This window comes from Novosphingobium cyanobacteriorum (assembly GCF_029436685.1).
In the GTDB taxonomy this organism is placed as follows: Bacteria; Pseudomonadota; Alphaproteobacteria; order Sphingomonadales; family Sphingomonadaceae; genus Novosphingobium; species Novosphingobium cyanobacteriorum.
In genome coordinates, this window is record NZ_JAROCY010000020.1 from 1 (window position 1) to 16,704 (window position 16,704).

Here is a 16,704-nt window from a genome sequence, read left to right on the forward strand (position 1 = left end):
AATTGTCGCTCGACGGTTGCTCCTCGCAACAGCAAATGGTAGCCAGAATTCACCAACCGGCGCGGCCACCTATCGGCCATCAAAATTGACGCCGACCGGACACCGTAATCGTCGCGCTACAGTTTGCAGGCGGCGGTGTCATTTTCGCCGGCAAGCACAGCGTGCAGGTGGATGGCGATACGCTGCATTCGAACTGGTGGATGCCGAACATTCCACCTCCCTCTGTTGCCATGGGCGTTTACCCGCCTGAATCGTGCGTAGATCACTGGCTGGAAATGCGCTGGAACGCGCCGGCCTCGATGCGATTGCATGTTGGCGTCGCGCCTCATGGACACCCTCGCGACACCGGTTTCGAGGTGCCCCAGGCGCACATCCTTACGCCGGCCGACGAACACACGACCCACTACTTCTGGTCGTCGACCCGTATGAACGATGTCGACAATCCCGAGGTTGATGCGATGCTGATCAAGCTGTTTGGCGAGGCATTCGACGTCGAGGACAAGCCGATGATCGAAGCGGCATATGCCAATGTGCGCGGCAAGGATTTCTGGAAGGAAAAGCCGGTTTCGCTCGGGATTGACCAAGGCGGAACCCGTGCACGCCGCCTACTGGAAGCAATGTTGGCGCGCGAGACGGCGACCTGACAGGTCGCATATGAATTCCCTGATGCTGCGGGAGCATCACACCGGCAGCATCAGGAGCTACTTTGGAAGGTTGTTGGACCGGTATTCCACTTCCAGAACCTGCATATCGGGCGCGTTAGGGCGGATCGGGCTCGCGCCTGCACGCGGATCGCACTGTTCTGACCGCGCCTCTTCCTGCAGACGCTCGACCACCCATCGCAGCGCGCTGTCGCCGTTGTTGGCGATGTTCCACTGGATCGCTTCACGGATCGGCGGAATATCCAAAGGCACTTCGCGCATGGCAAGCGGCAGGCTTTTGACAAGGCGCTCCGCCATCCGGCGGTGCACCGTTGCAATCCGATTGGTGCCAAGGACGAGCCCAGGTAGGGAAAGGAAAGTAGGCGCGACAACCTCGATCCGGCGCTGCTGCTTTTGCCGACGCATGAACCAGTCATCGAAGGCCGCTACCCTGCCCCTGCCGAAACGCGGTGTAACGTGACCGAGTTCGAAATAGGTCTGGCGCGTCACTTCACCAGCAAGAGCAGGATTGTTGCGGTCTCCGACCAATACATAGTCGTCTTCGAAAAGGATCAGACTGGGGTGATCAGGCGAGATCGCGTAGTCAATGATCAGCAGCAGATCGACATACCCGCGCTCGATCGCTTCGATTGGATTGTCATTCATCGGCTGGATTTCAAAGCGCATGCGCGGCGCAAATGCCTCCAGCCCGGCTAACACTCTGGCGAGAAGCACCTCCGTCGAATAGTCCGAGGCCATGATCCGGAAATGTCGGTCGGATGTTGCCGGATCGAACGGCGGTGAGACGGCGATGGTCGTGCGGATCTGCTCCAGCACCGCGCGAACCGGCTCGATCAGCTCTTCGGCGCGGGCAGTGAGAATCATATGTCGTCCTTTGACGACAAGCAGTTCGTCCTCGAAGTAATCGCGCAGCCGGCCCAGTGCGGACGATGTCGCTGATTGCGAAAGACACAGCCGGTCGGCCGCCAGGCTGACACTGCGTTCGGTTAGGAGCGCGTCGAGTGCAACCAGCAGATTGAGGTCGAGCCTGCCGAACCGCATGACCATCTCCCCGCCCCCTTATGTCAACGTGGTGAGGGGACTGGCGGCAAGATTAACAGCGTTTCCGTCATGCGCAAAACCCGCATTGTCAACGGCAGAGGTGGAAAACGGCGGCAGGGCGGCATAGGCTGCTTCGAGGGCTTGATCTGGTACATGCAAGACCAGTCCGGCCGAAACCTGTGCCATTCCTCGCGCTGCCGCCCCCCACTCGATGCGCAGGAGATCGGGGGCAAGTGGTTCCCTCTCGCGGCTCCGGCCTGGTACAGGTGGGGGCTTGGTACATGTGGGCGAGCCTGCATGAGGACGTGAAGAAGCTCGGCGGCCACATCGACGACATCGGCCATCACACGCTGTGCCACGCCTGCATCACCCGGCTCGGCGTGGACGGGATGGAGTCGCAACACCTTTCCATGTGGGCCGGGCCCAGCGATCTCTCAATCACGGCCATGCGGTACAACCACCTCAAGGCCGATGCCCTGCTCTATGGTACGGCTATGGTGCGGCCATGCTTTAGAAAACCGCACAGCCCGCTAACACGGCTCCCAACCCCGATGTTATCCCGTGTCACGAACGATCAGGATACTGGTGGCATCCGTGCCAACGCTGGCACACCCATGGTTCAAAAAATGGCAGATTGCTGGGGAATGGCTGGCGGAGAGGGTGGGATTCGAACCCACGGTACGGTTGCCCGTACACCGCATTTCGAGTGCGGCGCATTCGACCACTCTGCCACCTCTCCATGGTGCCAAGGGATGCCGCAAGGGCTGTTCCCGGTCGAGGAAGCGCGCCGTTAGCGCAGTGTTCGTTGCTTGCCAAGCGGAAAGGTGCAGCTTTCTCGCGAACAAATACACCCTATTGCGTCGGTTCGCTTGTTTCGCACCTGCGGCGGACCTATATCAGACACATGGAACGTGCGAGCATCTTCCTGCCCCAGGCTGGCAGGCACATCACTGTCCCCGATATCAGCGAGGCGCGCTTCGCCATCGGCGATGTGGTGAGGCACAAACTGTTCGATTTCCGTGGCGTGGTGTTCGACATCGACCCAGTCTTCGCCAACAGCGAGGAATGGTACGAATCGATACCGGCGGATATCCGTCCGCCGCGCGACCAGCCCTTCTACCACCTGCTCGCCGAGAACGACGAGAGCAGCTATGTTGCCTACGTCAGCCAGCAGAACCTGACGGCAGATGCAGAATCAGGTCCGGTCGATCACCCGTCGCTTGACGAGATGTTCGATGGCTTTCGCAACGGACGCTACCGTCTCCGCCGCGGGCTTTCGCACTGACTGGTGCTGAAGGCCGTGTTCAGGCCTTCAGCTTCCAGCCGCTCTGCAGGATGGCATAGGTGATCGCGCCCAGCGCAAGGTTCAGCACGCCAAGCCCGATTGCCCCATGCAGCACCGCCGTGTTCGTGCTTCCGATGTCGCTCTGGCCCAGAAAGCCGAAGCGGAAGCCGGAAATCACGTAGAAGAAAGGATTTACCCGGCTGATTGCCTGGAACGTGGGTGCCAGCTTGTCGATCGCATAGAACGTGCCTGAAAGCATCGCCATCGGCGTGATGATGAAGTTCGTGACCGCAGCGTTGTGATCGAACTTTTCCGCCCAGAGCGAAGTCAGCACGCCGATCAGGGCGAGCAGGATCGAACCCATCAACCCGAACCAGACGATCGCCCAGCCATGATGCACCGGCAGTTCCAGACCCGGCCACAGCATCATCGCGCCCCAGACCGCCAGCCCAACCAGCGCCGCGCGCGTCACCGCTGCCGCAACCAGCGCCAGCAGCAGCTCTCCGTTGGAAATGGGCGGCATCAGGTAATCGATCACGGTGCCCTGCACCTTGCCCACCAGCAATCCGAAGCTGGAATTGGCGAAGGCATTGTTGATCATGCCCATGGCGATGAGGCCTGGAGCGACGAAAGTGGCGAAGGGAAAACCCCACACGGTGCGGCCGCCCGCACCAAGGGCAAGGGTGAAGATGACCAGATAAAGCAGCGTGGTCACCGCCGGAGCCCAGATCGTCTGCGTCTGCACCTTGAAGAACCGGCGGACCTCCTTCATATAGAGGGTCCACAGGCCAAGTCGGTTGAACCCGCGGAAAAGCGGTTGTCCGGGCGCTGGAAAGGCTCCGGGCATGCGGCTTGCCGTTTCCGGCGGCGTACCGGCAATCGGTTTGGGCTTCGGTTGATCAAGCATGGCAGGTGCGGTATCGCGCCCCGACCGCGATGGCAAGGCATTGGCCCAACGGGATTCCCCGGCGCGGCATTGAAGGAAATGACGAAGGCATGAGCTGGACGGAAGAGCGGATCGAAAAGCTGACCAAGATGTGGGAGGGCGGGGCCACCGCCAGCCAGATCGCCGATGAGCTCGGCGGCGTCAGCCGCAATGCCGTGATCGGCAAGGCGCATCGTCTTGGCCTCAAGGCGCGCCCTTCTCCGGTGAAGCCGAACGAAAAAGCCGAGGCTGCACCTGCAGCGCCCAAGGCTGCGCGGCCGGCACCGCCACCTGCAGAACCGCGTGCTCCTGCGCCGCGCCCGGCGCCTCCTCCGGCAGCAGCGGCTCCTGCGCCTCGCCCTGCGCCAGCGCCGGCCGCACCGATGGCTGCGGCTGCCCCTGCCGCAGACACTCCACCCGCTGCGCCCCAGCCGCGCATCGTCTCGGTTGGCCCGGGTGGCTTCCTGCGCCAGGGGCCGGGTGATCAACAGGCGCCGATCCCGCCTGCGCCCCCTCGCCGCCTTGTGCCGGCTCGCCCCAGCCCTGAGATTGCCGACAAGACGAGCTTGTTGGACCTGAACGATCGCATCTGCCGCTGGCCGATGGGTCATCCGGGTGAGCCCGATTTCCACTTCTGTGGCGACAAGGTGAACCCAGGCTTCCCCTATTGCGTGGAACATTGCGGCCGAGCCTACCAGGCGCAGCTGCCACGTGGCCACCGCCGCCCGCCGCCGCCGATGCCATTCGGCGGCCCTCGCGTTCGCTGAGCGACACACGTTTCGAGAAGAGGGCGCAGGCGATTTCTCGTCGGCGCTCTTTTTTCATTTCGCAGCACATTTTCACCCTCCCGATGGTTAACCTCGTCGCTCCTGCGCCGTTCTGACGTGCATGACGCACCAGAATTCCAGCGACAGCGGGCGCCGCGGCGGTTGGCGACAGTGGTTCGGTCTCGTCCCCGAGGCTGAGGACGACGAAGGTCCGATCGAACAGCCCCAAGCGACGGCTGCGGCTGCGTCATCGCGCGATCCCACCGCACGCGAAGTGTGGCTGCCGGCGAAACGTCGCCTGCTCGGCAAGGTTGCCGATTTCCTGATCGATCACGATCTGGAGGTACTGCCTTACACGCTTGGTGTTGCCTATGATTGCGTCACCGGCGCCAGCCCCCGGCTTGCCCAGCTGATTCTGGAACGCACCGAAAAGGGCATGCCCATCACCATCCAGTGGCTGGAGGAAGTGGGCGGTGAGGTGAGCCGCGACAAGAACGCCGAAGCCATCGCCAACCTGATGGAGCGCCTGGAAGACAGTCTCGACGAGTTCGGGCAGGCGACCAGCGGCGCCCGCACGGCCACTAGCGAATACAACAGCGCCCTGCAGCGCCATGTTGACGATCTGCAGCAGGTGAGCAAGGCCGGCATGGTCATTTCCGAGCTGGCATCGCTCACCCGCGCGATGATGGAACGCACCCGCTCGATCGAAGGCGAACTCGCCCGCAGCGAAAAGCGCGCCCAGGAACTGCAGCGGTCATTGGAAGAAACCCGTCGACTGGCCGATCAGGACCACCTTACCGGCCTGCCCAACCGTCGCGCCTTTGAACACCTGCTGGAACGGGAACTGCGCGAAGCGAAGCTGGCGCATGAGCCGCTGAGCGTGGCATTCTGCGATATTGACCACTTCAAGCGCATCAACGACGCCCACGGCCATCCAGCGGGCGACCGCGTGCTGAAGGTTGTCGCCGATACGCTCAGCCGCATCTCCGATTCAAAATGTCACGTCGCCCGGCACGGCGGCGAGGAGTTTGCAGTCGTATTCCGCGGGCTGACCGTGGAGCAGGCGTGGCAGAAGCTGGACGATGCACGCGACGAGATTTCGCAACGTCGGCTGGTCAATCGCGCGAACGACATGCCGTTTGGCCGTGTCACGTTCTCTGGTGGCGTGGCCGATGTCTTTGCCTACGAGACCAAATCGGCAGCATTGAAAGCAGCGGACGTGGCGCTTTATGCAGCCAAGCAGGCAGGTCGCAACCAGATCCTCATTGCAGGCCAGGATCCCGAACCGATCCGCGAGGCGGCGTGAGCAGGAACACGACATAGCCGGTAAAGCGGGGATCGCGCGACAGCTCCGGCGGTTCGCGCCAACGCCCACCCTGCACCAGGGCCACGCGATGTGGCACCGGCACGCGGTCGATCCTGCGAAAATAGGCTTCGTACCCCGCGATGGTTCGTGTCCCCTGATAGGTCTGGATCACCACTTCATCGACCACGCCCTGCAGGCTGGCGAGCGCGGCCGGATCACCATTGGCGCTCCAGTCCATAAGCCCGGTGACCGACAGCCGCATACCCTGCGGTAGTTGCGCACGCAGGCCGCGCAGGAATTCGGCATAGCCATCCAGCTTTCCGGTCGCCGTGTCGAAATCCACCTGAAGGCCGGCCAGAGGATTGCCCGCCGCCCGCCACCGCACCAGATCCGCCATCACGGCATCGGTCGTCCGCGCATCCCAATCCAGCCGGTTGCTTCGCACCACCAGCCAGACCTCCCCCCGATGCAGCCGGGGTATCCCGCGCAGCGAGACATAGCGCGGCGGCCCACCGCGCCGCACTTCCCCGCCCAGGATGTAGAGCGTGCTCGCCTTGGCCAGATAGTCGGGTGGCGGCACGCCCGCCCAAAGATAGAAGGCATCATGCTGTGCCGGATCAACCGGCATCTCCTGCGCCGGAGCACAGGCGGATAGCGCAACCGCCAGTGCCAGCCCCGCGCGCTTCACCAGTAGTAACGCAGCTTCTTCGCCCAGGGGCTCTTCGGGAACTGCGCCTTCAGCTGGTTGAACCACGCCTTGCGCTGCGCCACCGACACTTCCGTGCCCCCGCAACCGTCATAGCCACTCGGCGCGTAGCACATGACCGAACGATAGAGCGCATAGGCCCGCTCTTCGCCCCCGGCCGACTTGCTGGCCAGAACGCGGGCATAGATTGCGCCCCGCGTCAGCGGTGCTCCGGCGAATTCCTGCACCGCCCCGCCCAGATCCGCCGCAGGCGGGTTGCGATCCTGCTCCTGTGGGCCGTCATATCCATTCAGCCGCCAGAACTCGCCCAGGCAAAGCAGCGCGCGGGGATCGGCTGCATTGCTTGCCAGGGTCCGCGCCGTGCTCCCCAGCGCGCCACAGGCAAACCCGTCACTCACCTTGCCCTTGCTGAACAGTGCCGCCTGTGCAGCCTCCGTCCCCTCACCCGCAGGCCACGGAGCATCGGTCGGTACCTTGGCCAAGTCGCCCAGGAAATCGCCATAAAGGCCGCGGCTCAACTGCTTGTAGAGCAGCAGGTAAAGCGCCCGATCGCGCTCCTTTGCAGAGGCTCCGCCGCCGGCCACCTGCCGCAGAAGCCCCGCCCCCGCCGAGTGAGTCAGCAGGATGTCGCGCAGTTCGAAGCGCGTCACGGGCGAACCGGCGGCGAACACCTCCGCCAGCCTCCCATGCCGTTCATAATTCAGCGTCAGCCCCAGCTCGACCATCGGTCTTTGCCACAGGCCTGTGGCGCCATTCAGCAGGTCACGCCAGAACCCTGCCTCGTTGCGATCGCCCAGCGCAGCCAGCGCCTGCCCGCGCAACACCTGCCGGCTGAAGGCAAGCGGTGTGTAGGACGGCCGGTGGGAATCGTCGGGCAATAGCGCCAGCACCCGCCGGTAATCCTTGGCCACATAGAAGGCGTGGTTCGCCTGCACGAAGGCGTAGAGATCTGGCCGTGTGGCGAACGCGAGCTGCTGGCTGGCCAGGTCCTCGGCAGTCAGGCTCGGCTTTTCGAAAACCTCGCCGCTCTCGTCGATCACCGTGCGCATCGCCACCAGATCGGCCGCCGCCAGCACCATCGGCCCACCGCCGTGCGGCTTCTCGATATCCGGGTTGAACAGGAACTTGTTGTCGATCTCCTGAACCAGTTCCAGCCCCTGCGCATCTTGCACCGGCCGCGCGGTCAGCATGCTTTCATACTGCCTGCCCAGAGCATCGAAATTGCCTGCCAGCCACAGGACACGCCGCTCGAACCCTGCCGCCGATGCGGCATAGCGGCCCTGCGGGTAGGCCTTGCGGTAATCGCCCAATGCCTGCGCCGCGCGCGCCACCGCGGCCTGGTCGATGCCTTTCAGACCGGTGTAGTAACCGTATTCGTCCAGCGCCTTGTTCTGCGAAGCGGCCATTTCGGTCCGCACCAGCATATAGGCGGCCGTTTCCGCCACCCACGGCTCCTTGGCTCCACGCAGCGCGGAAAAGCCGTTGCGCGCCTCGTCCCAGTTGTCCGCATAGAAGGCATCGCTGGCGCGCAGGTAACCAAGGAAGGCCCACCCCGCAGATGACTTGATCGCCGTTGGCCATTGCACGGGCACGGCGTCACTCTTGCATGATTGCCCGATGCTGCCGCGTGTCGCGATCAACGCCGCCTTTTCCTCGGCAGGCAGGCCCTTTGCCGCGCCCAGCGCCTCATTGAAAGCCACAGCCCCGGCATCGAGGTGATCGCAGCGTGACATCACGCCGCTGTACCCACGTTCCGCATCATCGGGCAGCGGCGCAATGGCGTTCTGCAGCATCTGCCAATCGAGGAAGACCTGGCCGAAGCCCTCCTCCTCCCACTCCGCCTTGGGATAGCTTGTCGCGGCAAGCCCCTGCCCCGCGCTGTCACTGGCCAGCAGGAACAGGTTGACCCGGCTGTCATTCCCAGGGCCAATCGCGATGCGATTGGCGCAGGAATAGCTGCCCGAAAACAGGTTCCAGCTCATCTCGCAGCCAATGTCGGAACATGCCAGCGCCACGCTTGAACTTGCCAGCAGACCGGCGCCCACCACCCATTTCCACCCAACGCGACGCATCGGCCAACTCCCTTCAATCCAGCCCGCATGTGCGCCCATGCAGGTCTGTCGAGCAAGCGCGAACGCTACAGCGTCGGTTGCGGATGCTCCACGTCAAAGTCTGCAAGGACTTTAGCCGCATCGACAATGCGCCATTCCGCACCCTGCAGATCTGCGGGCAACTGGTCGGGGCGCACCATGCGGATGGTCAGCTGCGCCTCCCGGCCGTCGTTGATGTCACCCGATGCGTACATGCCGACCTGGTGCAGCGTGCGCTGCATCTGGCGACGCAGTTCGATGATGAAGTGGCCATACCCCTTTGATTTGGTCAGCGCCGCCGCACTGGCGATCGCCTGCTCGTCGATGGATGCCGCAGTCGCCAGCGATCCGGTAAAGCGCACGGTCCAGCGGTCGGGCAGATCCATCTGCGTGCTGGAATAGCCGTTGTCCGACAGGAAATAGCCATCGCCCGCCTTATGGACCTTGGGCTGGTTGCCCGGTGTTTCGGGTCGCGGCAATGCGCCCAGCCATTCCGGAAAAGTCAGATTGGCCTGCTTGGTCAAATAGCTCAGCAGGTCCTTGTGCTGCGTATCGATGAAAGTCTGTCGCTGCGGCGCCTCACCGGGCTCAAGCTTTACGATCTGGCTGACGATATCGGCCAGGACGAGCGAGACTTCCTTCGACTTCAGGCGGGAAATCTCGGCGAAGAGTTGTTCCGAGGTCATCGCCGGGGCTTCCTGTCGCAATGTCATCGCCGCGCGCCAGCCCTTCAGCGCCCGCTCCCCTTTGCCGCCCTCGGCCAGGCGTTGGTTGTAATCCTCCTGTACCGACCGCTTCCACGATCTGCCGGGTTCGGGCGGCGGCGGCGGTTCGGTTGCCCGGGCCAGGGCCGCATCGGCTGCATCCAGCGTGGCGCCTGCTTCCTTGGCGTTGCCCGACGCCATCAGGCCATAGGCCAGCATTCCTGCAATCTGCGCGCGCAGGGCGATGTCCGCATTGTCCGAAGGGCCGTCTCCTTCCACCTTCCAGCTGCCGCGCATTTCCGGCATCGAAACTGTAAGTCCGCGCCCGAGCGAGACCACATCCGCCATCCGTCCAGACCCAAGGGCGACGAGCATGGCCTGCATCAGTCCGCCAGGCATCAGGGGCGCGTTGCGGCGGACATCGGCCAGATAGGTATCGATACCGGGATCGGCCTGCATGCGCAGTTGCGAGGCGAGAAGACGGTCAACCGCAGCATAGGGCCGCAATTCTTCCACCTGTTCGATCAGGGGAACAGCCTCCTTTGGTCGTCCAAGGTCGATCAACGCCTTGGCCCGCATCAGTCGCGAAGCGATGCCGAATCCCAGATCACGCAGCCGATTGGGCGCCGCTCCTGCCAAGGCCTGCTCCCCATCCAGCACCGCCAGCGCGTCCGCGGGCTTGTGCGCAGCCATCAGATGAACCGCCTTCGACAGCATCAGGTTGGAGCGGCGATAGGTGAATTCCGGCTTCAGACGCACGTCGGCCAGTGCCTCGTCACAGGCCGTCACAGCCTCTTCGCCCACCGCAATCGCCACCGGCCGATGCTCCTCGCCCTGGACCGCCAGGCCGAACAGCAGGCTGCCGGTAAGGAAGCCGTCGCTCTTTCCGGGTGCCTGATACCCATCGCACCGGGTAAAAACGTCCGACGTCACCGGCCCCTTGGTGCCGACCAGTGCGCCCAGCAGCCCGGCCGCGATAAGCAATTGCATGGAAATCCCCCTTGATCCTCAAGGGGAACGATAGGCAGCCCGGCCAGCCAAAGCCAGATCACAGGCTGCATTACCACCAAAGCGAAGCAAAAAGGGGCGGCGGATTGCTCCGCCGCCCCTCAATGGCTTGTTGCAGGCCAGAAGCCGATCAGTCGTCGGACTTCAGGAACGCCGGCATATGATCGGGCGCAGCGCCTTCGTCGCGGTCGCGACGCGGGCCACGGTCGCCGCCATCACGGCGGGGGCCGCGGTCACCCCGGCCACCGCGGTCACCCCCACGGTCGCCGCCGCGATCGCCACGGGGACCACGCCGGTCGCCACGGTCGCCACGATCACCGCGCGGCTCGCGGGGTTCGCGCGGCGGACGGGTGTCCTCCAGCTCGCCACCGGTTTCCTGGTCGACAACGCGCATCGACAGGCGAACCTTGCCGCGCTGGTCGATTTCGAGGACCTTGACGAAGACCTCCTGGCCTTCCTTCACCACGTCGGTCGGCTTTTCCACGCGCTCGTTCTTCATTTCGGACACGTGGACGAGGCCGTCCTTGCCACCCATGAAGTTCACGAAGGCGCCGAAGTCGACGATGTTGACGACCTTGCCCTTGTAGATCTTGCCGACCTCGGCTTCTTCGACAATGCCGAGGATCCACTGGCGGGCGGCTTCGATCTGGTTCAGGTCAGAAGACGAGATCTTGATCAGGCCTTCGTCGTCGATGTCCACCTTCGCGCCGGTGGTGGCCACGATTTCGCGGATCACCTTGCCGCCGGTGCCGATCACGTCGCGGATCTTCGACTTGTCGATCTGCAGCGTTTCGATGCGCGGAGCGTGGGCCGAAAGCTCGGTGCGCGATTCACCCAGCGCCTTGGTCATTTCACCCAGGATGTGCGCGCGGCCTTCCGAAGCCTGGCGCAGCGCCACTTCGAAGATTTCACGCGTGATGCCCGCAACCTTGATGTCCATCTGCATCGTGGTGATGCCTTCAGACGTGCCGGCCACCTTGAAGTCCATGTCGCCGAGGTGATCCTCGTCGCCAAGGATGTCCGAAAGGACGGCGAACTTGTCGCCTTCCAGGATCAGGCCCATGGCGATGCCCGAAACCGGACGCTTCACCGGAACGCCCGCGTCCATCATCGAAAGGCAGCCGCCGCACACGGTCGCCATGGAGGACGAACCGTTCGACTCGGTGATGTCCGACAGGATGCGGATGGTATAGGGGAACTCGTCCTTGCTCGGCAGCACCGGGTGCAGCGCGCGCCACGCCAGCTTGCCATGGCCCACTTCGCGACGGCCCGGAGCGCCGAAGCGGCCAACTTCACCGACCGAATAGGGCGGGAAGTTGTAGTGCAGCATGAAGCTTTCGTACCGCAGGCCTTCCAGCCCGTCGATCATCTGCTCGGCGTCCTTGGTGCCCAGCGTGGTGGTGCAGATCGCCTGCGTTTCACCGCGGGTGAACAGCGCCGAACCATGCGTGCGCGGCAGGAAGCCAACGATCGCCTCGATCGGGCGCACCTGCGTGGTGGTGCGGCCATCGATGCGCTGGCCATCCTTCAGGATCGCGCCACGGACGATGTCGGCTTCCACCTTCTTCATCGTCTTGATGGCGACCATCTGGGTCTGCGCGCCTTCGTCGGCAAACGCGGCCTTGGCCTTTGCGCGGGCCTCGTTCAGCGCGTTCGAGCGCGCCGACTTGTCGGTCAGCTTGTAGGCTGCGGCAACGTCCTTGCCGACCAGGTCCTTGAGCTTCTTCTTGATGTCGGCGGTGTTGTCCGACAGGTCGATGTCCCAGGGGTCCTTGGCGGCCTTCTCGGCCAGCTGGATGATCGCGCCGATGACCTTCTTGATCTCGTCATGCGCAAACATCACGGCGCCGAGCATTTCGTCTTCGCTCAGTTCCTTGGCTTCCGATTCCACCATCATCACGGCGGTATCGGTTGCGGCGACGACGAGGTCGAGGCGGCCGTCGGTCAGCGCCGCGTCCTGCTTCGGGTTCAGCACGTATTCGCCATCGATGAAGCCGACGCGCGCGGCGCCGATCGGGCCCATGAACGGCACGCCCGAAATGGTCAGCGCGGCCGAAGCGGCGATCATCGCCACGATATCGGGCTCGGTCTCGCCGTCATAGCTCAGAACCTGGGCGATAACATTGATTTCGTTGTAGAAACCTTCGGGGAACAGCGGGCGAACCGGGCGGTCGATCAGGCGGGAAACCAGCGTTTCCTTTTCCGTCGCGCCGCGCTCACGCTTGAAGAAGCCGCCGGGGATGCGGCCGGCTGCGGAATACTTTTCCTGGTAGTGGACGGTCAGCGGGAAGAAGTCCTGGCCTTCCTTCACCGACTTGGCGGCTGTGACCGCGCAGAGCACCACGGTTTCACCGTAGGTGGCGAGGACCGCGCCGTCAGCCTGACGGGCAATGCGGCCGGTTTCGAGGGTGAGGGTCTTTCCGCCCCACTCCAGCGATACGGTTTTGACGTCGAACATTTCGTTTCCTTCAGCCCGCGCGCCCTATTGCGAGCGGGGTTTGCTGCCGGGGAATGCCGTCCCGGTCCGGTGCGGGGCCATTGATCGTGCCCCAGAGGCGGCTCGCCGGATTGCGAGCTTGGCCCAAAGCAAAAGCGGCCCACTTGGGGCCGCTCCGCTTGGTTACTTGCGAAGACCGAGCTTCTGGATCAGCGCGTTGTAGCGCTCGACATCCTTCTTCTTCAGGTAGTCGAGCAGCGAGCGGCGCTTGTTCACCATCTGCAGCAGGCCACGGCGGGAATGGTTGTCCTTGTGGTGGGCCTTGAAGTGCTCGGTCAGCGTCAGGATACGGCTGGTGAGGATCGCCACCTGGACTTCCGGCGAACCGGTGTCATTCGCCGCGCGGGCGTTGCTCTGGATGACTTCCTGCTTCTTTTCAGCGGTAATCGACATATCATTCACTCCGCGACATCGGAAAGGTTGAACCCCCTCGAAACGGTCAGGCTTCCGCCCGAAAGCTCCACCAGTGCGACCGGAACAGTTCCATGTCGCGCCCAGTACAGCCCGTCCTCGAAGGGCAATCCCGTCAGAACGCGGCCCTGTCGGACCGCCCTTGCCTGCTCGGGATCGAGGGAGAGAGCCGGGATGTCGACCAGCCCTGCCTCCAGCGGCAAGAGTACGTGTTCAAGGGGCGCGCCTTTACCCACATCGTTCAGTTTGTCCAGCGAAATCGCCTGTTCCAGCGCGAATGGGCCCGCGCGCAGGCGGCGCAGCATGGTCACGTGGCCATATGTGCCCATCGCCCGGGCAATGTCGCGCGCCAGGCTGCGGATATAGGTGCCCTTGGAAACATGCGCGATCAGCGTGGCGCTTTCCAGCGCGTCTTCCGGCCCCTCGGTCGCCGCGATCTCCAGCGAATGGATCGTCACCGCCCGGGGCTTGATCTCCACGTCCTCTCCCGCGCGGGCCCGGTCATAGGCGCGCTGGCCATCGATCATGATGGCGGAATAGGCCGGCGGGACCTGCAAAATGGGTCCATTGAAGGGGGGTAGAGACGTCTTGAGGAGGGGGTGAGACGGACTGAGGCCACCCTGAAGCGTCTTGATACCCTCCAGATCGAGGGTGTCCGTCTCGCTTCCGAAGGCCACGGTGAAGGCATAGGCCTTGCTGGCATCAAGCATCCGCCCGCACAGCTTGGTCGCCTCGCCCAGCGCGATCGGCAGCACTCCGGTGGCCAGCGGATCAAGCGTGCCGCCGTGGCCCACCTTCACCTTGCCCAGCCCCGCCTGCCGCAGGTTGCGCTTCACCGCAGCCACCGCCTGCGTCGATCCCAGCCCGTGCGGCTTGTCGAGGATGATCCACCCGTTCACCATGCCCGCGCCCATAGGCGGGTCGGCAACGGCTGTCACGCCATCAGGCGGGGTCCGCGCCAGCGATCCATGATGCCAGCGCGACGAAGTGATCGAGCAGCCAGCCCACCGGCGGCAGGATGATCCGGTCCACGATGTGCAGGCCCGGAACCAGCCAGGGCAGGATCACGAAAACCGCGAAGAACAGCGGGATACCGATCGGCTCGATCCGGTCCAGCAGCCGCACGCCCCCCCTCGGCAGCACCCCGCGCAGGATGCGTGATCCATCGAACGGCGGCAGCGGCAGCAGGTTGAACAACGCGAGGAAGAGGTTCACGACGAGGAAATTCTGAAGGTTTTCGGCCAGGAACTGGATGCCCAAGCCAGGCGCGCCGGATTGATAGTCTACCGAGCGGACCAGCAGGCCGAGGGCAACCGCCGTCAACAATGCCAGCACGATGTTGCTGGCAGGGCCAGCCGCGGCGACCAGCGCCATGTCGCGCTTCGGAGTGCGCAGCCGGCCATAGTTCACCGGCACCGGCTTGGCCCACCCGAACACGGGCAGGCCCGAAAGCTTGAGAATGCCCGGCAGGATGATCGTGCCGAAGGGATCGATATGGCGCAGCGGATTGAGGCTGAGCCGTCCGCGCTCCTGCGCCGTTCCATCCCCCAGCGCCCGCGCGGCATAGCCGTGAGACACTTCATGGAACACGATCGCGAAGATCATCGGCAGGACCAGCGTGGCCGCCGTGTAAAGCGTATCGTTCACTTGGCGCGCCCTTCCCATTCGCTGCGCAGGATGGAGAAGCAGTGCGTATCACGCACGTGACCGGTCCAGGTCTGGCGTTCATGGCGCAGTACGCCTTCCTCCACCGCACCCAACTTGGCCACCGCGGCGCGGCTGCGCAGGTTGCGCGCGTCGACCTTGAAGCCCACGCGCTCCAGCCCGCAGGCGAAGGCATGGTCAAGCATCAGCCGCTTGACCCGCCCGTTGAATCCGGTGCCACGCAGCGAAGGCGCGATGAAACTGTTGCCGATCTCGATCGACCAGCCCGGCGCGCCGCTCTCGATCCACGCGGTCATGCCCACCACGGCTCCCTCGGCACAGATCGCGTAAGCGCGGCGACGCGCGCCACCGTTGAGAATGGCATCGAACTGCGGATCGAAATGCGCGCCGGCATAGCTGAAGGGATAGATCTCCCAGATCGCGTCATCCTCGGCACAGGCCGCGCGCAGGCCTTCGCGGTGGCGCTCCTGCAAGGGTTCGAGAGAAAGCTCCCCATCGGACAGGGTGACGTAAAGGGCGTCGTCGCTCATTACCGCTCGCGTGGAAAGGTGTGGTCAGATGCGGGCGCATCCGGCACAGGAAATAGGCCCTGCCGGGTCAAACACCAGTCCCTTGCCGAGAATAAAAGCCCCGCGCGTGCGTTGATGAACCGGAACCTGCCATGCATGAACGCACCCTGATCACCTTCGCCACAGCCCCTCTGCTGTTTCTTCTGACCGCAGCCGTGGAACCGCAGCACATCCGCTATGCGCTGGACAAATCGCACAGCAACGTTTCGGCACGCGTGGCGTTTCTGGGCCTTTCAACGAAGACGGCCCGCTTTCCGGACATGAACGGTACGTTCGCGGTATCCCCCGCCGATCCGTCTGCCGTGACGATGCAGGTGGATATCGATGCGCGGACGCTGACGACCGGGGATTCCCAGACCAAGACATTGCGCGGGAAGTCGTTCTTTGACGTGGGCCGCTATCCCACCCTGCGCTTCGTGGCGAGCCGGATGGACATGCACGGCGATCGCGCCGCCACCGTTGATGGCCAATTGACCGCAAAGGGCATCACCCGGCCGATCCGACTGGACGTGACCTTTTCCGCCCCACCCATGGAAACCGGCGGTACGCAGCCGATCGAACTGGTGGCCAATACCACCGTGGACCGCAACCGCTTTGGCATGACGGCCTGGCCGCTGGTGGTCGGCCGCATGGTGAAGGTGACGATCCGCGCCCGGATGGTGCCGCAGGGCTAAGCCTCGCCCTCCACATCGCGGCGCACGCGGGGATCGGCCAGCAGCATGTCGATGCGGGTGGCCTCGTCAAAGCTTTCGTCGGCGAGGAACTTGATCTTCGCCGCATACTTCAGCTTCAGCTTGCCCGCCACTTCCTTCTGGAAAAACGCCGTATTGGTGCGCAAGGCCTTGAGCACCTCGTCCTCGTCCTTGCCCAGCAGGGCCTTGATGAACACGGTGGCGTGGCGCAGATCGGGCGACATGCGCACTTCGGTGACCGACACGGTATGGCCGGTCAGCACATCGTCATGCACGATCTGGCGGGCCAGCAGCTCGGAGATCACATGGCGCACCTGCTCACCCACCTTGAGCAGGCGGACCGAGCGGGTTTCAGGCGTGGTATGCTTGGACAATT

Annotated in this window: 16 protein-coding genes and 1 tRNA gene; 5 read left to right on the forward strand and 12 right to left on the reverse strand. The window is 63.8% G+C overall.

Annotated features, from left to right (window positions below):
• The first annotated feature begins 161 nt into the window (after positions 1-161).
• Positions 162-644 (forward strand): hypothetical protein, encoded by a 483-nt coding sequence (locus POM99_RS17550; protein WP_277279790.1) that lies wholly within the window; start codon positions 162-164, stop codon positions 642-644.
• Between the two features lie 57 nt (positions 645-701).
• On the opposite strand, the gene POM99_RS17555 is transcribed toward POM99_RS17550, so the two are convergent.
• Both POM99_RS17555 and POM99_RS17560 read right to left on the reverse strand, forming a co-directional pair.
• A complete protein-coding gene (locus POM99_RS17555; RefSeq protein ID WP_277279793.1) occupies positions 702-1,709 on the reverse strand; it encodes a LysR family transcriptional regulator in 1,008 nt (335 codons plus the stop codon).
• A 643-nt stretch (positions 1,710-2,352) separates the two neighbouring features.
• Positions 2,353-2,442: transfer RNA gene (locus tag POM99_RS17560), tRNA-Ser, on the reverse strand.
• Positions 2,443-2,607: 165 nt separating this feature from the next.
• On the opposite strand from POM99_RS17560, the gene hspQ reads away from it, so the two are divergent.
• Positions 2,608-2,988, forward strand: a complete 381-nt coding sequence (gene hspQ, locus POM99_RS17565) for a heat shock protein HspQ (RefSeq protein ID WP_277279795.1) — start codon at positions 2,608-2,610, stop codon at positions 2,986-2,988.
• A 19-nt stretch (positions 2,989-3,007) separates the two neighbouring features.
• Here the strand turns inward: hspQ and POM99_RS17570 are convergent, their stop codons facing one another.
• On the reverse strand, positions 3,008-3,895 hold the full coding sequence (locus POM99_RS17570) for an ABC transporter permease (RefSeq protein ID WP_438823027.1): 888 nt from the start codon (positions 3,893-3,895) through the stop codon (positions 3,008-3,010).
• An 89-nt stretch (positions 3,896-3,984) separates the two neighbouring features.
• Here POM99_RS17570 and POM99_RS17575 point away from each other — a divergent pair, with 89 nt between their 5' ends.
• Both POM99_RS17575 and POM99_RS17580 read left to right on the forward strand, forming a co-directional pair.
• Positions 3,985-4,680 carry a GcrA family cell cycle regulator gene (locus POM99_RS17575; protein ID WP_277279797.1) on the forward strand — a complete coding sequence of 232 codons (696 nt, stop codon included), beginning with the start codon at positions 3,985-3,987 and terminating at the stop codon, positions 4,678-4,680.
• Positions 4,681-4,801: 121 nt separating this feature from the next.
• Positions 4,802-5,986 carry a GGDEF domain-containing protein gene (locus POM99_RS17580; RefSeq protein ID WP_277279799.1) on the forward strand — a complete coding sequence of 395 codons (1,185 nt, stop codon included), beginning with the start codon at positions 4,802-4,804 and terminating at the stop codon, positions 5,984-5,986.
• Here the strand turns inward: POM99_RS17580 and POM99_RS17585 are convergent.
• The 8 genes from POM99_RS17585 to POM99_RS17620 all read right to left on the reverse strand — a co-directional run bounded on the left by POM99_RS17585 (position 5,943) and on the right by POM99_RS17620 (position 15,597).
• Entirely contained in the window at positions 5,943-6,740 is a 798-nt protein-coding gene (locus POM99_RS17585) for a DUF3142 domain-containing protein (protein WP_277279800.1), read from the reverse strand. The genes POM99_RS17580 and POM99_RS17585 overlap by 44 nt on opposite strands.
• Positions 6,671-8,764: a PA5441 family protein gene (locus POM99_RS17590; RefSeq protein ID WP_277279802.1), complete on the reverse strand. Its 2,094-nt coding sequence runs from the start codon at positions 8,762-8,764 to the stop codon at positions 6,671-6,673. Before POM99_RS17590 ends, POM99_RS17585 begins: the two co-directional genes overlap by 70 nt.
• Positions 8,765-8,829: 65 nt before the next feature.
• The gene (locus POM99_RS17595) at positions 8,830-10,476 is read right to left on the reverse strand and encodes a hypothetical protein (RefSeq protein ID WP_277279803.1); all 1,647 of its coding nucleotides are present in this window, start codon (positions 10,474-10,476) and stop codon (positions 8,830-8,832) included.
• 148 nt (positions 10,477-10,624) lie between these two features.
• On the reverse strand, positions 10,625-12,952 hold the full coding sequence (pnp, locus tag POM99_RS17600) for a polyribonucleotide nucleotidyltransferase (RefSeq protein WP_277279806.1): 2,328 nt from the start codon (positions 12,950-12,952) through the stop codon (positions 10,625-10,627).
• Between the two features lie 162 nt (positions 12,953-13,114).
• Positions 13,115-13,384: a 30S ribosomal protein S15 gene (gene rpsO, locus POM99_RS17605; RefSeq protein WP_277279808.1), complete on the reverse strand. Its 270-nt coding sequence runs from the start codon at positions 13,382-13,384 to the stop codon at positions 13,115-13,117.
• Between the two features lie 5 nt (positions 13,385-13,389).
• On the reverse strand, positions 13,390-14,304 hold the full coding sequence (truB, locus tag POM99_RS17610; RefSeq protein ID WP_277279922.1) for a tRNA pseudouridine(55) synthase TruB: 915 nt from the start codon (positions 14,302-14,304) through the stop codon (positions 13,390-13,392).
• Positions 14,305-14,344: 40 nt separating this feature from the next.
• Complete coding sequence (locus POM99_RS17615) at positions 14,345-15,049, reverse strand: site-2 protease family protein (RefSeq protein WP_277279810.1); 705 nt, start codon at positions 15,047-15,049, stop codon at positions 14,345-14,347.
• Positions 15,046-15,597: a GNAT family N-acetyltransferase gene (locus tag POM99_RS17620; protein WP_277279811.1), complete on the reverse strand. Its 552-nt coding sequence runs from the start codon at positions 15,595-15,597 to the stop codon at positions 15,046-15,048. Before POM99_RS17620 ends, POM99_RS17615 begins: the two co-directional genes overlap by 4 nt.
• A gap of 131 nt (positions 15,598-15,728) precedes the next feature.
• Here POM99_RS17620 and POM99_RS17625 point away from each other — a divergent pair, with 131 nt between their 5' ends.
• Positions 15,729-16,310, forward strand: a complete 582-nt coding sequence (locus POM99_RS17625; RefSeq protein ID WP_277279813.1) for a YceI family protein — start codon at positions 15,729-15,731, stop codon at positions 16,308-16,310.
• Here POM99_RS17625 and rbfA read toward each other — a convergent pair.
• Positions 16,307-16,702, reverse strand: coding sequence for a 30S ribosome-binding factor RbfA (rbfA, locus tag POM99_RS17630; protein ID WP_277279815.1), 396 nt, complete (start codon positions 16,700-16,702; stop codon positions 16,307-16,309). The two genes, POM99_RS17625 and rbfA, sit on opposite strands and share 4 nt — an antisense overlap.
• Positions 16,703-16,704: the final 2 nt, after the last annotated feature.